This is a genomic window from Fodinicola feengrottensis (genome assembly GCF_010993775.1).
GTDB lineage: Bacteria > Actinomycetota > Actinomycetes > Mycobacteriales > HKI-0501 > Fodinicola > Fodinicola feengrottensis.
Genome location: NZ_WOTO01000002.1, coordinates 171,824 through 185,298 on the forward strand (window position 1 = coordinate 171,824; position 13,475 = coordinate 185,298).

Below are 13,475 nucleotides of genomic sequence, written 5' to 3' on the forward strand. Positions count from 1 at the left end.
AATCATCGCGAATAACGACAAATCGCCGACTTTATGGAGGTTGTCGTCCGGTTTGCCACGAACGCGGTAACCTACCGCCGTGCCGGCGCAGTCATCTCCGGGGGCCGCTGACCGGCTTCGCCAGATCGAGTCCGTGACCGACCCGTCGTTGGCCCGGCTGGGGCCAACCGAGTTGATCAACGAACTGCTTGCCCGGGTGTTGGAAGCGTTGTCCGCCGACACCGCGGCTGTGCTGCTGCTTGAAGATGATGAGCTTGTCGTGACCACCGCTCGCGGTCTCCAGGAGGAGCGCCGGGCGGGCATCGGAGTCCCGACGGCTGGCAGCTTCGCCGGCCAGGTGGTGGCGGCCCGCCGACCGCTGGCTCTCGACGACGTGAGCCCGGCCACAGTCCTTGACCCGGTGCTGCTGTCGGCTGGGATCCGGACCCTGCTCGGCGTCCCGCTGGTGGCCGCGGACCGCCTCCTGGGTGTGCTGCACGTCGGCCGGCTGGCCCAGGTCGGCTTCACCGACGAGGACGCCGACCTGCTGCAGATGGTCGCCGACCGGGTCGCGTTGGCGATGCAGACCGAGCTGAGCCGGGAGGACCGCAGCGCTGCCCAGATGCTGCAGCGGAGCCTGATGCCGGCGCGGCTGCCGGAAGTCCCGGGACTGCGGCTCGCCGCGCGGTATGTGCCCGGGGAGGGCGAGAACATCGGCGGCGACTGGTACGACCTGTTCACCCTGCCATCCGGGCGGTTCTGCGTGGTGATGGGAGATGTGGCTGGTCACGGCCTCGCCGCGGCAGTGGTGATGGGACGGCTCCGCAGTGCGCTTCGGGCGTACGCGCTGGAGTACGAGGACCCGGCCGAGGTGCTGCAGCGGTTGGATGCGAAGGCGAGGCACTTCGAGGCCGGTTCGATGGCCACCGTGCTCTATGCCGTCTTCGACACGGACCTGCGCCGGGTGCGGATCTCGCTGGCCGGCCACTTGCCTCCGGTGGTGGCCGGACCTGGCCAGCCGGCCAGGGTCGCCGACCTGCCGGTGGACCCGCCGGTCGGCGTTCTGGCCGCGGCGCGCAGACGTACCAGCACGGTGGAACTGCCCGCCCGGGTGATGGTGGCGTTCTACACCGATGGCCTGGTGGAACGGCGCGGCGTCTCCATCGACGCGGGCATGGACGCGCTCTGTCGGGCGGTCGTCGACGACGCGGACCCGGAAGAGGTCTGCGCGGCCGTGATGGCGAGCATGCTTGGTCGGACCGCACCAGCGGACGACGTGGCGTTGCTCATTCTGCGTAGGCGCGCGGGCTAGGTGCCGGGTACGGCAGGATGTGACCATGAGCTTCGGTGAGTCGCCGCCCGTCTCGGGCGGCCGGACAGACATCACGGTCCGTGTGGACAGCGCCGACGGGATGACGACGGTCAGCGTCGCCGGCGACCTGGACATGACGACCACTCCCAAACTGCAGCGGATCGTCACCAAGGCGCTGGACGAAGGCCCCCAGACGCTGGTGCTCGATCTGGACGAGGTGAGCTTTCTCGGCTCCGACGGCATCGCCGTGCTGCTGCGCTGCCATCAGTACGCCGGCGCACGGATCAGCTTCCGGGTGGTGACCGCCAACCCGGTCAGCCTGCGGCCGATGCAGTTGACCGGTATCACCGACGTGGTTCCGATCTTCGCGACCCGGGAGGAGGCGCTCGGCGCTGGCTGAGGGCTCCCGTCCACTCGCCGTCGCGAGATCGACATGATGACTGACCTGCATCACCGAGTGCCGGCCACGGCCGGCGAGCTGCCGGCTCTGCGACAGGCGCTGTCGCTGTGGTCCGGGCGAGCTGGCGTCGGCCCGGAGGCGGTGATGTCGATCGTGTTGGCGAGCTACGAGGCGATGGCGAACGTCGTCGACCATGCGTACGCACACAGCGCCGGCGTTCTGGACATCAGGGCCGCGCTCACCGACACCGGCGGGGTCATCGTCACGGTGACCGACTACGGCCACTGGCGGCAGCTCCCGGTCGACCCGGGCAACCGCGGCCGCGGCCTGCTGTTGATGCGCCGGCTGGCCACCAGCACCGAGGTCGACGCGACCGAGGACGGGACGTCTGTGCTGCTCTGGTGGTCTCTGGAGACCCTCAAGAAAATGGACAGTTAGCTACTCGCGGGGGTGTGCCTGGAGGGCGAGGATGCAGGTGTCGTCTGTGGTGTCCCCGATCTGAGCGGTCATCAGGGTGTCGACGAGGTCCCCGACGCTGGGCACGGGCTTGCTGGCCGTACGAACGAGGTCGGCCAGTGACTCGTCCAGGACGACCCCACGCCGTTCGATGAGGCCGTCCGTGTAGAGGACCAGCGTGTCGCCGACCTCCAGGACCAGCGTGGACTCCTCGTAGTCGGCGGCGTCGCTGGCGCCGAGCAGGATCCCGCGAGGTTGGCGGAGCAGGGTGGCGATGCCATCCCGTACGAGCATCGGCGGCAGGTGTCCGGCCTTGGCCCAGCGCAGCGTACGGGTGGCCGGCGCGTACAAGCCGCAGACGATGGTCGCGGTGGTGCCCGCGTAGAGGCCGATCAACATCGTGTTCAGCAACGCCAGCAGCCGACCCGGGCCGGCGCCGGTGATGGCCAGGCCGCGCAGGCCGTTGCGCAGCGCGACCATGGTCGTGGACGCGGTGATGCCGTGGCCGGAGACATCGCCAACGGCGAACAGCACCTGGTGGTCGCCGGGGAGCTCGGCCGCGTCGTACCAGTCGCCGCCGACGTTGTGCTCGTCCACCGGCGGCCGGTAGCGCATGACTGCCTCCAGACCGTCCCAACCGGAGCGGCCGGTCGGCCGGCGGCAGGATCGCCCGCTGCAGCTGCAGGGCGATCCTGAGCTGCTCCTGGACCTGATCCTCGGTGGTGGCGAGCTGGTCCTGGGTCGCGGACAACGCGATCTGCGTGTGGTAATGCTGAGAAATATCCTGAAAGGTGCCGCGGACCAGCGTCAACTCACCGGTCGCGGTGAGGACCGGCTCGGCGGAGGCCCGGATCTGCCGGAGCGTGCCGTCGTCGCGCAGGAAGCGGAGGTTTGTGCTGGCGCTCTGCTTTTGCTGCAACAGCAGGTCCAGGAATGCCGACAAGTACGGCACGTCGTCTGGATGGACCTGGGTGCGCAGCTCCTCCGGGCTGGGGGCCGCGGTGCCCGGCGCCAGGTCGAAGAGCGCGTACGTGTAGTCGGTCCAGGTCGTGCGGCCGTCCACCGGCGTGTACTCCCAGCCGCCGATCCGGCCCAGCCGCTGCACGTTGGCGAGCACGTCCGCGAGCCGGTCGGTGGTGTCGTGCGGACGCCAGCTGACCAGCAGCCCGTCGACGAACCGGGCGACCCGCAGGTTGACGACCCGCGGCGATCCGCTGCCCGGGGCCAGCGCGGTCATCGGCAGGTGGTCCAGCTGGTAAGGCACTCCTGTACGAAGGACAGTCTGGAGATGGTCGAACAGCGGCTGCGTGACCAGGCCCGGGTAGAGCGCCGTGAGCCGTCGCCCGACCAGCTGGGTCGACGGCCGGCCGGCCGGGTCGGCGAACCGTTCGGTGACGTGGCTGACCTCGAAGTCCGTGATGGCAGTGCCGTCTGTGTCGGTGTAAGCGGGGCGTACGAACAGGCCCGAGTCCAGGACGCCGTCCAGGACCGCGTATGGCCACCCATCCGGGTCGGTGTGCAACGTCGGGTCGCCGGATCGCAGGTCGAGCGTACGGGCGCAGACGTCGGCCAGGGTGGAGAGGTGTTTGCGCAGGCTGGCTGGGAAGTCCTTGATCGGCGCCGGCCAGCAGACCTCCAGGACGCCCAGCACGGTGGTCGGCCCCAGCAGCGGCAGCACGGCCCGGCCGCCGAGCCATCCACCGGTGAGTGCGACGCCGTCGGCGGCCTCGCCCGCGCTGCGCAGCCAGATGGGCTCCCGGCGGCGGGCGACCTGCTGGCAGAGGGTGTTGATCATCGGGCCCGGCACGTGCTGCCACCGGCTGGCCTCGCCGCTGGTCAGGCCGGCCTGACCGACCAGCTCCAGGGTCCCCTCCGGGCTCAGTCGCCACAGGATCGCGCCGGCCGCGTTGGTGCCCCGGCTGACCTCCTCCAGGACGGCGTCGGCGATGGCCGCGCCCGAACCGGCCGTGCTCACCGTCGCCTCGGCCGCCGGCAGCTGGACGGTCAGCCGGTCGGCGACCGGCGCACCGGCGGCTGGTCAACCAGGTCCGCGGCCAGTTCCTCGGGTCGTACGCCCGCCTGTTTGGCCAGCTGGGAGAGCTGCTGCGCGGCTTCGGTAGGCGTACATGCGAGCTGCTCGACGAGCACGCCGCAGGCCCAGGCGACCAGCTTGTCGGCGGCCTGGGCGGCCCGCAGAGCCTCGATCTCGACCTGCTGTTGGGCGACCGCGGCAGCGAGCCGGGAGACGTCCTCAGACGTCACAAGGACCGCCGGGGGACATGACCTGTGAGCGGTCTTCTGAAAGGCTGGGACCTACAAGACGGTGACCGCACGCCCAGAAGGGTGCCCTCGCCCGCCGCGAGGCGCAAGGGGACACGACCGGGCGACGCAGCAGAAGAGGGCGTTGGTGACGGAACAGATGACTGATACCGACCTCGGTACGGCGGGCCGGCGGGAGTCCGAGCCGGCGCTGGCGGACCTCCGGCTGCAGCAACTGCTGGCCGGGCTGACGGCCGTACGAGACGGCGACTTCGGCACCCGCCTGCCGCTGGTCGGCGACGAGCTCACCGACGAGATCGCCGCGGTGTTCAACGGCATGGTCGACCAGCTCGACCTGTTCACCTCCGAGGTCACCCGGGTGGCCCGGGAGGTGGGTACCGACGGCAAGCTCGGCGGCCAGGCCGACGTACCAGGAGTCTCGGGCACCTGGAAGGACCTCACCGACTCGGTGAACTTCATGGCCGGCAACCTGACTGAGCAGGTGCGATCGATCGCCCAGGTGGCGACCGCGGTGGCCAACGGCGACCTGTCGCAGAAGATCACCGTGGACGCGCGCGGCGAGATCCTGGAGCTGAAGAACACCCTGAACACCATGGTCGACCAGCTGTCCGCCTTCGCGGACGAGGTTAGCCGGGTGGCCCGCGAGGTGGGTACGGACGGGCGGCTCGGCGGCCAGGCGCAGGTGCCAGGCGTCGGCGGCACCTGGCGGGCGTTGACCGACTCGGTGAACTTCATGGCCGGCAACCTGACTGAGCAGGTGCGATCGATCGATCGCCCAGGTGGCGACCGCGGTGGCCAACGGCGACCTGTCGCAGAAGATCACCGTGGACGCGCGCGGCGAGATCCTGGAGCTGAAGAACACCCTGAACACCATGGTCGACCAGCTGTCCGCCTTCGCGGACGAGGTCACCCGGGTCGCCCGCGAGGTCGGCACGGACGGCCGGCTCGGCGGCCAGGCGGACGTCAAGGGCGTCTCGGGCACGTGGAAGGCGTTGACCGAGTCGGTGAACGTCATGGCGAACAACCTGACCAACCAGGTCCGGTCGCTCGCCGAGGTCACCACCGCGGTCGCGAAAGGCGACCTGTCGCAGAAGATCCGGGTAGACGCGCGCGGTGAGATCCTGGAACTCAAGGAGACCATGAACACCATGGTCGACCAGCTGTCGGCCTTCGCGGACGAGGTCAGCCGGGTGGCCCGCGAGGTCGGCACCGAGGGCATCCTGGGTGGTCAGGCGACCGTACGAGGCGTCTCCGGCTCATGGAAGGACCTCACCGACAATGTCAACGTGATGGCGTCCAACCTGACCAGCCAGGTGCGGTCGATCGCCCAGGTCGCCAGCTCGGTGGAACGCGGCGACCTGTCGAAGAAGATCACTGTCGACGCGCAGGGCGAGGTCGCGGCGCTCGCCGAGACGATCAACACGATGGTGGACACGCTTGGCGCCTTCGCCATCGAGGTCACCCGGGTCGCCCGGGAGGTCGGCACCGAGGGCATGCTGGGCGGCCAGGCGCGCGTGCCGAACGTCGCCGGCACCTGGAAAGACCTGACCGAGAACGTGAACTCGATGGCCAACAACCTCACCAACCAGGTGCGGAACATCGCCGAGGTCACCACTGCGGTCGCCCAGGGAGACCTCAAAAAGAAGATCGACGTCGACGCGCGCGGCGAGTTCCTGGAACTCAAGACGACGGTCAACACCATGGTCGACACGCTGAGCGCGCTTTCGCTTCGGAGGTCACCCGAGTCGCCCGCGAGGGTCGGCAGCGAGGGCCGGCTCGGTGGCCAGGCCGAGGTCGAGGGCGTGTCCGGCACCTGGAAGCGGCTCACCGAGAACGTCAACGAACTGGCCGAAAACCTGACCCGGCAGGTCCGGTCCATCGCCGAGGTCACCAGCGCGGTCGCGACCGGCGACCTGACTCGTACGATTTCGGTGGAAGCGCCAGGAGAGCTCGCCGAGCTCAAGGACAACATCAACTCGATGGTGGAGTCGCTGCGAGACACGACGACAGCCAACATCGAGCAGGACTGGCTCAAGACGAAACCTCGCGCACATCAACAGCCTGATGCAGGGCCAGCGGGTGCTGACCACCGTCGCCGGCGTGATCCTGGATGACCTGGTGCCGCTCGTACGAGCGCAGTACGGCACGTTCTTCCTTGCCACCACTGGCGATGACGGGCGTACTCAGCTGGAGCTGATCGCCAGTTACGGGCATCACGAGCACTCGGTGGAACCGCGTACCCGCTTTGCCGTCGGCCAGTCGCTGGTCGGGCAGGCGGCGCGTACGCGCAAACCGATCCTGGTCACCGACACGCCACCTGACTACCTGAAGATCTCGTCCAGTCTGGGGCAGGCGCCACCGGCCACCCTGATGGTGCTGCCGATCCTGTTCGAGGGGCAGACACTCGGTGTCATCGAACTGGCTGCCTTCAACGCGTTCACCCAGGTGCACCGCGACTTTCTCCAGCAACTGACCGAAACCATCGGTGTCAACGTCAACGCGATCGTCGCCAGCTCCCGTACCGACGACCTCCTGGAGGAGTCGCAGCGGCTCGCCGCCGAACTTCGCGCCCAGCAGGAGGAGCTGCAGTATTCGAACGCGGAGCTGGCCGACAAAGCGGCCCTGATGGCCCGGCAGAATCACGACATCGAGATCAAGAACATCGAGATCGAGCATGCCCGGCGGGAGATCGAGGAACGCGCCCAACAGCTCGCGCTGGCCTCGAAATACAAGTCCGAATTCCTCGCCAACATGTCACACGAGCTGCGTACGCCGCTGAACAGCCTGCTGATCCTGGCCCGGCTGCTGTCCCAGAACTCGGCCGGCAACCTGTCCTCCAAGCAGGTCGAATACGCGACCGTCATCCATTCGGCCGGATCGGATCTTCTGCAGTTGATCAACGACATCCTGGACCTGTCCAAAGTGGAGGCCGGCAAGATGGCCGTGCACGCCGAGTCGGTTCCGGTGCGGGATCTGCTGGAATACGTGCAGGCCACTTTCCGACCGCTGACGCTGGAAAAAGGCCTGGAATTTGCCATTGTCGCCGAGTCGGACGCGCCCACCGAGTTGGTGACCGACGAACAGCGGCTGCGTCAGGTGCTCGGAAACCTGTTGTCGAACGCGGTGAAGTTCACCGAAAAGGGCCGGGTGGAGCTGCGTACGAGGCGAGCCGACCCGGCCGAGTTGCCGGCGGCCGCCGCGGACCGGCCCTTCGTGGTCTTCTTCTCGGTGGTGGACACCGGGGTGGGCATCGCCGAGGAGAGAATCTCGCGACGATCTTCAACGCCTTCCAGCAGGCCGACGGCACCACCAGCCGGCGCTACGGCGGCACCGGCCTCGGCCTGTCCATCGGCCGGCAGATCGCGGCCCTGCTCGCGGCCCTGCTCGGCGGCGAGATCAGGGCGGTGAGTGAGCCGGACCGGGGGAGCACCTTCACCCTCTACCTGCCGGTCGACGGCATCGACGCGGCCGGCCTCGAAAGTGTGTCGGCGGGCCTCGCCGGCGGCGAGGTGGTCGCGCTGGCGCCGCTGGAGCAGCCGTTGGTGCTCGTCCTGGAGCCGGCCGAGAACCGGTTGCTCTCGGTGCTCGCGCACAGCGCGGCCAGCACCGCGAGCCGGGACGGCGCCGCCGTGGTCAGCACGGTGAGCGACAGCCGGGAGGCGGTCAAGGTGCTGCGCGGCGGCCATTACGGCTGTGTGGTGGTCAACCTCGACGAGCCGGCCCGCGCGCGGCGCTGGACCTGATGGAGCCGCTCGCGGCCGAGTCCGACCCGCCGGTGGTGCTCGCCCATTCCAGCCAACCGCTCGCCGCGGCGCAGCGGGAAGTGCTGGAAAACCTGCGAAAGATCCACCCGGTGGAGGTGTTCGACTCGCTCGACCAGCTCCGCCGCCGGATTGTCGCCTGCCTGTCCGTTGCGGACACGACGGTGGTCGAGGAGCCCACGCTGGCCGAGGTGCGGCCGGCGGTCACCGAGCCGCGCGCCGGCCGGCCAGTACGAGCGGCTGCGCGGCCGTACGGTGCTGGTCGTCGATGACGACAGCCGGAACGTGTTCGCGATCACCGGCGTCCTGGAGCTCTACGGGATGACCGTCCTGCACGCGCCGAACGGGAAGGAAGGAGTCGCGGCCGTACTGGCGCATGACGCCATTGATCTGGTCCTCATGGACGTGATGATGCCGGAGATGGACGGCCACGCGGCGACCATCGCGATCCGCGAGATCCCGCGCTACGCGAAACTGCCGATCATCGCGGTGACGGCCAAGGCGATGGCCGGTGACCAGAGAAAAAAGCCTCGCCGCCGGAGCCACCGACTACGTCACCAAACCGGTGGACGCCCAGGACCTGCTGACCCGGATGGACCGGTTGCTCAACGTTTCGTCGGGATGAGCGGGTTTGGCGGCGACTTGGCCGGGTAACCAGACCTGGTGGATCCTGACTGGAAGCTGGCCGAAACCGACCGAGTGACGGTCGTCATCGCGACCCGCAACCGGCGCGCTGACCTGCTGCGATTCCTTGACAGCCTGGTAGGGCGAGTGCCGGTGGTGGTGGTCGACAACGATTCCCGCGACGGCACCGCGGCCGCTGTCCGTACCGCTTTCCCCTCGGTACGGATCGCAGTGCTTCCGCGCAACCGCGGTGCCGCCGCACGCAATGTGGGCGTCCGGCTCGCCACCACGCCGTACGTCGCCTTCGGCTACCTCGACTCCGCCTGGGCCGCCGGCACCCTCGCCCAAGCAGCCAGGATCTTCGACCGGCAACGCGCTCTCGGCCTGCTCGCCGCTCGTACGATCGGCGGCTCTGACCCGGCCGCGAGCGAGACCGCCGTCCGGTCGCTGCGTCCCGACAGCGTGCCGGTGCTCGGATTCCGCGGCCGGGCCGCGTTCGTACGCCGAGACGCCTTCCTCGCGGTGGGCGGATTTTCGTCGGTGTCGTTTTCCACCAATGAAGCGATGCTGCTGTCGTACGACCTGGCCGCGGCTGGCTGGGCGCTGGCGTACGTCGACACCGTCGTCATGCACCAACGGTCGTCCACGCGGTCCGCCCGCCGCCGGTTGGAGTTGCGGAATCTGCTGCTGATCAGCTGGATGCGCCGGCCTTTGCGGCGAGCGTGCGCCGACGCCTTCCGGCTCGCCCACTGCGCGACGGTGTCCGCGGACGCCTGCGTCGCCTTCGGGTCGGCGCTGATCCGGCTGCCCTGGGCCCTGGCCAACCGCCGTCGCCTCCCACCGCAGGTCGAAAGCGAGATCCTGCGCCTGGAACGAAACCGTCGCCGCCTGATAAGGGGGGCCTGGATTTTCGTCGAGTGCGGGACTTTATCCCGCACTCGACACCGGACATCCAGCCCTCCTACCGCCATTTGGGGAACGGGCGTAGGTCCCCGGGGGCGCTGGCGGAGGCGTACCGGCAGGATGGCGATATGGCGCATCACGTACTGATCGCGGACGACGACCGGGCGATCCGGGACTCGCTGGAGCGTGCGCTGGAGTTGGCCGGGTACCAAGTCAGTACGGCGGTGGATGGGGTGACCGCGCTGGCCGCCGTGAAGCATGAGCAGATCGACGTGCTGGTGCTCGATGTCGCGATGCCGGGAGTCGACGGACTGGGTGTGTGCCAGGTGCTGCGAGCGTCTGGCGACCACACGCCCGTCCTCATGCTGACCGCGCGCGTTGAGACTCCCGATCGGGTCGCCGGGTTGGACGCGGGTGCGGACGACTACCTGCCCAAGCCGTTCGAGTTGGACGAGCTGCTGGCCAGACTGCGGGCGGCGCTGGTCCGCCGGGCGGTGCCGCCCGAGCCGGACGAGTCGGCTCGTACGATCCGGGTCGCCGACCTGGAGGTGGACCCGGCGGGCCGCCGGGTGTCGTGGGGGAGCGCGCCGATCGAGCTTTCCAAGACTGAGTTCGACCTGTTGGAGCTGCTGGTCCGTCATGCCGGCGCGGTGCTCGACCACTCCACCATCTACCAGCGGATCTGGGGTTTCGACTTCGGCCCGGAGTCCAAGAACCTGGCCGTCTACATCAGCTACCTGCGCCGCAAGCTGGACCAGGCCGGTGCGCCGCCGCTGATCCGTACCGTCCGAGGTGTCGGTTACTCGGTGCGGGCATGAGCTTGCGTACGAAGGTCGTGGTGGCCTTCGCGGCGATCGCTGGGCTGGTGGCGGCGCTGATGGGGATCCTCAGCTATCAGGCCACCGACAACGAAGTCTGGGGCCAGCTGGACCGTTCGCTCGCGGCCACCGCAGGCCAGCTGGCGGCGGGGGCGCGACTACGGTGGCGCTGCCCATCGGCAAGAAGAACCAGCCGGACCCGGACGGTGATCGCAGCGGCGCCGCTGACCCGATCATCGCCCAGCTCATCTCGCCTGACGGCACGGTCCACGAGGTCACCGGAAGTGCCGGCACCCTGCCGATCACGGACACTGACCGGCACCTCGCGAGTATGACGACGGGGAAGGTTGCGAAGGAGCGGACGGTCGTGTCGTCGGCGGCGTCCATTACCGGGTGTGCACGCTGGCCCTCGGCGCGAAGCGCGGTGCGGTGCTGGTGGCCCGTGACCTTGGCCCGACGGACCGGATCATGGCCGGGCTCGCCACCATGATCGTGCTTGCCGGCGTGCTCGTTCTGATCGCCGCCGCGGCGGTCGGCTGGTTCATCGCCTGGCGCATCACCCGCCGGCTGGTACGCCTGGCCGAGCTCGCCGAGCGGGTCAGGTCCACTGAGCGACTGGACATCGAGGTGCCAACCGGCGGCCGGGACGAGGTGGCCGGCGGCTCGGCGCCGCCCTGGACGCGATGCTCGGCCGGCTGGCGCGCTCGCGCGACGACCAGCAGCGGCTCGTCCAGGACGCTGGGCATGAGCTGCGTACGCCGCTGACCAGCCTGCGGACGAACGTGGCGGTCCTGCGGCAGCTCGACGACCTGACCCCGGACGCGCGCAACCGACTGATCGATGACCTGGACGGTGAGACGCGCGAGCTGACCGATCTCGTCAACGAACTGATCGACCTGGCCACTCACCGGCACGACCTGGAGAGTGCGGAGCTGGTGGCGCTTTCGGAGGTGGCCGAGGCGGCGGCCAGCCGGGTACGTCGTCGGTCCGGCCGCGAGATTCTCGTCGACGCCGACCGGACTGTGGTCCGAGGGCGCCGGCAGGCGCTGGAGCGGGCGGTGTCCAATCTCCTGGAAAACGCGGTGAAATTCGCTCCTGAAGAGCCCATCGATGTGGTGGTCAAGGACGGCCGGATCGAGGTGCGGGACCGCGGACCGGGCATGTCCGAAGAGGACGGGCAGCACGTTTTCGAGCGCTTCTACCGCGCTAGTACGGCCCGGGGCCTGCCCGGTTCTGGTCTGGGCCTCGCCATAGTGAGTCAGGTCGCGGACTCCCATGGCGGGGACGTTTTCGTGACGAGCCGCGAGGGTGGCGGCGCCGTGGTCGGCTTCTCAGTGAACTCTAAACCGGGCCACGTCGAGGACTAAGCCAAGGTGATGACTGTTGGGGGAGCCCACCGAGAGGAGCTCCCTTGCCGCCAGTCACCGCACCGCCACGGCCCGCCGTGCATGTCGCGCCGGTACGCCGGACCGGCAGCCATCGGCGGACGCCGGGCTGGTGGCGCGACGCGGTGGGATTCACCGCTTGGATGAGCCTGCTGGTGGTGGTCGCGCTGTGGGTGGCCAACCGTGGCGTACAGAATGCCGACACGCTGCCTGGCCTCGCCACTTCGCTGGGCCGGTTGGCCGGGTTGTTGTCGGCGGACCTGCTGCTCTGCAGGCAGGTGCTGCTGATGGCCCGCATTCCGTGGGTGGAGCGGGGCTTCGGACAGGATGCGCTCGTGCGGACCCACCGCCTGGTCGGGTTCACGTCTTTTCATTTGTTGCTGGCCCACATCGTGCTGATTGTCGTCGGCTATGCGGCCGATGCGCACACTGGTTTGCCTGCCCAGGCTTGGAGTTTGGTCACCACCTATCCGGGAATGTTGTTGGCCACCGCGGCGACCGTGCTGCTGGTCATGGTGGTGGTGACCTCGGTACGAGCTGCGCGCCGGCGGCTTCGGTACGAGTCGTGGCACCTGCTGCATTTGTACGCGTACCTCGGTGTCGGTCTCGCCCTTCCACACGAAATCTGGACCGGCGCTGATTTCACCGCGTCGCCGCTGGCGGCCGGGTATTGGTGGAGTGTCTATGCGGCCGCCGCGGGTGCGGTGTTGGTCTTCCGGATTTTTTTGCCAGGATTGCGAAACCTGCGACACCGGCTGGTTGTGGACCAGGTTTGTCGTTGAGGCGGACGGCGTGGTGTCGGTGTATTTGCGCGGGCGGCAGTTGGCGCGTTTGCAGGCGAGCGCCGGCCAGTTCTTCGTCTGGCGGTTCCTGGACGGACCAGGATGCAGTCGTGGCAAGCCGTACTCGCTGTCGGCCGCCCCGCGCCGGGACCGGCTCCGAATCACCGCCCGCGACCTCGGGCCAGGCAGTCGACGACTGGCCACTCTGTCGGTTGGCACCCGAGTTGTTTTCGAGGGCCCGTACGGAAGAATGACCGCCGCTGTTCGTCGTACGCGGAAAGTCACGCTGATCGCGTCCGGGATTGGGATCACGCCGTTGCGGGCGTTGCTCGAGGAAATGACATACGCGCCGGGCGAGGCCGTGCTGATCTACCGGGCGCGCGGGGAGCGAGACCTTCTTTTCCGGCCGGAGCTCGACATGCTCGCCGCACGCCGAGGCGTTCGCATTGTCTATCTCTGCGGGCACCGCATTCCGGGCCGTGACTCATGGTTGCCGGCGCAGTATGCGGGGTTTGCCGATAACAACGTTTTACGCGAGATCGTGCCGGACATCGCCGGCCACGATGTCTTCGTCTGTGGTCCGGACGGGTGGACAGCCGCGGTCGTACGAGCCGCCCGTGCCGCTGGGGTGCCGCACAGTCAGCTGCACAGCGAGCGATTTTCGTGGTGAACGGCGGATTCTCACCGAGAGAGGAGCTTGAAGATGCGTAGGATCGTGGTCGCGCTGGCCGCCACTGTTTCCGGCCTGGTGCTGCTTTTCAGCTATTACACGAGT

16 protein-coding genes and 3 pseudogenes are annotated in these 13,475 nt (G+C 68.7%); 16 read left to right on the forward strand and 3 right to left on the reverse strand.

Annotated elements, in window-relative coordinates; all coding sequences use genetic code 11:
- The first annotated feature begins 79 nt into the window (after positions 1-79).
- The 3 genes from GNX96_RS02335 to GNX96_RS02345 are packed head-to-tail and all read left to right on the forward strand — an operon-like array spanning position 80 to position 2,129.
- Positions 80-1,291 carry a PP2C family protein-serine/threonine phosphatase gene (locus GNX96_RS02335; protein ID WP_163566830.1) on the forward strand — a complete coding sequence of 404 codons (1,212 nt, stop codon included), beginning with the start codon at positions 80-82 and terminating at the stop codon, positions 1,289-1,291.
- Between the two features lie 25 nt (positions 1,292-1,316).
- Positions 1,317-1,691: an STAS domain-containing protein gene (locus GNX96_RS02340; protein ID WP_163566831.1), complete on the forward strand. Its 375-nt coding sequence runs from the start codon at positions 1,317-1,319 to the stop codon at positions 1,689-1,691.
- Between the two features lie 33 nt (positions 1,692-1,724).
- Positions 1,725-2,129 (forward strand): ATP-binding protein, encoded by a 405-nt coding sequence (locus GNX96_RS02345; protein ID WP_163566832.1) that lies wholly within the window; start codon positions 1,725-1,727, stop codon positions 2,127-2,129.
- Here the strand turns inward: GNX96_RS02345 and GNX96_RS62215 are convergent, their stop codons facing one another.
- The 3 genes and pseudogenes from GNX96_RS62215 to GNX96_RS02355 all read right to left on the reverse strand — a co-directional run bounded on the left by GNX96_RS62215 (position 2,130) and on the right by GNX96_RS02355 (position 4,409).
- Positions 2,130-2,762 (reverse strand): PP2C family protein-serine/threonine phosphatase, encoded by a 633-nt coding sequence (locus GNX96_RS62215; protein ID WP_390623891.1) that lies wholly within the window; start codon positions 2,760-2,762, stop codon positions 2,130-2,132.
- A 187-nt stretch (positions 2,763-2,949) separates the two neighbouring features.
- A pseudogene (locus tag GNX96_RS62220) lies at positions 2,950-4,122 on the reverse strand (GAF domain-containing protein); the annotation flags it as partial.
- A 29-nt stretch (positions 4,123-4,151) separates the two neighbouring features.
- On the reverse strand, positions 4,152-4,409 hold the full coding sequence (locus tag GNX96_RS02355; protein WP_163566834.1) for an ANTAR domain-containing protein: 258 nt from the start codon (positions 4,407-4,409) through the stop codon (positions 4,152-4,154).
- 475 nt (positions 4,410-4,884) lie between these two features.
- On the opposite strand from GNX96_RS02355, the pseudogene GNX96_RS48095 reads away from it, so the two are divergent.
- From GNX96_RS48095 to GNX96_RS48145, 13 genes and pseudogenes are all read left to right on the forward strand, one after another.
- Positions 4,885-4,977 (forward strand): annotated as a pseudogene (locus tag GNX96_RS48095) (hypothetical protein); the annotation flags it as partial.
- Between the two features lie 274 nt (positions 4,978-5,251).
- Positions 5,252-6,541 (forward strand): HAMP domain-containing protein, encoded by a 1,290-nt coding sequence (locus tag GNX96_RS48100; protein WP_279579120.1) that lies wholly within the window; start codon positions 5,252-5,254, stop codon positions 6,539-6,541.
- Positions 6,492-7,822: pseudogene (locus tag GNX96_RS48105) on the forward strand (GAF domain-containing protein); the annotation flags it as partial. The gene GNX96_RS48100 and the pseudogene GNX96_RS48105, both read left to right, overlap by 50 nt.
- 9 nt (positions 7,823-7,831) lie before the next feature.
- The gene (locus GNX96_RS48115) at positions 7,832-8,170 is read left to right on the forward strand and encodes a hypothetical protein (protein ID WP_279579121.1); all 339 of its coding nucleotides are present in this window, start codon (positions 7,832-7,834) and stop codon (positions 8,168-8,170) included.
- A complete protein-coding gene (locus GNX96_RS48120; RefSeq protein ID WP_279579122.1) occupies positions 8,170-8,460 on the forward strand; it encodes a hypothetical protein in 291 nt (96 codons plus the stop codon). Before GNX96_RS48115 ends, GNX96_RS48120 begins: the two co-directional genes overlap by 1 nt.
- Entirely contained in the window at positions 8,444-8,842 is a 399-nt protein-coding gene (locus GNX96_RS02365; RefSeq protein WP_279579123.1) for a response regulator, read from the forward strand. The genes GNX96_RS48120 and GNX96_RS02365 overlap by 17 nt, the downstream gene beginning before the upstream one ends.
- 9 nt (positions 8,843-8,851) lie before the next feature.
- A complete protein-coding gene (locus tag GNX96_RS02370) occupies positions 8,852-9,862 on the forward strand; it encodes a glycosyltransferase family 2 protein (RefSeq protein WP_279579124.1) in 1,011 nt (336 codons plus the stop codon).
- Positions 9,844-10,533: a response regulator transcription factor gene (locus GNX96_RS02375; protein ID WP_163566835.1), complete on the forward strand. Its 690-nt coding sequence runs from the start codon at positions 9,844-9,846 to the stop codon at positions 10,531-10,533. Before GNX96_RS02370 ends, GNX96_RS02375 begins: the two co-directional genes overlap by 19 nt.
- Entirely contained in the window at positions 10,530-10,868 is a 339-nt protein-coding gene (locus GNX96_RS48125) for a hypothetical protein (RefSeq protein ID WP_279579125.1), read from the forward strand. Before GNX96_RS02375 ends, GNX96_RS48125 begins: the two co-directional genes overlap by 4 nt.
- A 58-nt stretch (positions 10,869-10,926) precedes the next feature.
- Complete coding sequence (locus GNX96_RS48130; RefSeq protein WP_279579126.1) at positions 10,927-11,298, forward strand: HAMP domain-containing protein; 372 nt, start codon at positions 10,927-10,929, stop codon at positions 11,296-11,298.
- Complete coding sequence (locus GNX96_RS48135; RefSeq protein ID WP_279579127.1) at positions 11,217-11,900, forward strand: sensor histidine kinase; 684 nt, start codon at positions 11,217-11,219, stop codon at positions 11,898-11,900. Before GNX96_RS48130 ends, GNX96_RS48135 begins: the two co-directional genes overlap by 82 nt.
- A gap of 44 nt (positions 11,901-11,944) precedes the next feature.
- Positions 11,945-12,700, forward strand: coding sequence for a ferric reductase-like transmembrane domain-containing protein (locus tag GNX96_RS48140; RefSeq protein WP_279579128.1), 756 nt, complete (start codon positions 11,945-11,947; stop codon positions 12,698-12,700).
- Positions 12,678-13,370, forward strand: coding sequence for a hypothetical protein (locus GNX96_RS48145; RefSeq protein ID WP_279579129.1), 693 nt, complete (start codon positions 12,678-12,680; stop codon positions 13,368-13,370). The genes GNX96_RS48140 and GNX96_RS48145 overlap by 23 nt, the downstream gene beginning before the upstream one ends.
- The last annotated feature ends 105 nt before the right edge of the window (positions 13,371-13,475 follow it).

Coding starts and splice junctions, on each gene's coding strand:
- GNX96_RS62215 (WP_390623891.1), bottom strand. CDS start 2,762: ATGCGCTACCGGCCGCCGGTGGACGAGCACAACGTCGGCGGCGACTGG.
- GNX96_RS02345 (WP_163566832.1), top strand. CDS start 1,725: ATGATGACTGACCTGCATCACCGAGTGCCGGCCACGGCCGGCGAGCTG.
- GNX96_RS48135 (WP_279579127.1), top strand. CDS start 11,217: ATGCTCGGCCGGCTGGCGCGCTCGCGCGACGACCAGCAGCGGCTCGTC.
- GNX96_RS02375 (WP_163566835.1), top strand. CDS start 9,844: ATGGCGCATCACGTACTGATCGCGGACGACGACCGGGCGATCCGGGAC.
- GNX96_RS02340 (WP_163566831.1), top strand. CDS start 1,317: ATGAGCTTCGGTGAGTCGCCGCCCGTCTCGGGCGGCCGGACAGACATC.
- GNX96_RS48125 (WP_279579125.1), top strand. CDS start 10,530: ATGAGCTTGCGTACGAAGGTCGTGGTGGCCTTCGCGGCGATCGCTGGG.
- GNX96_RS48120 (WP_279579122.1), top strand. CDS start 8,170: ATGGAGCCGCTCGCGGCCGAGTCCGACCCGCCGGTGGTGCTCGCCCAT.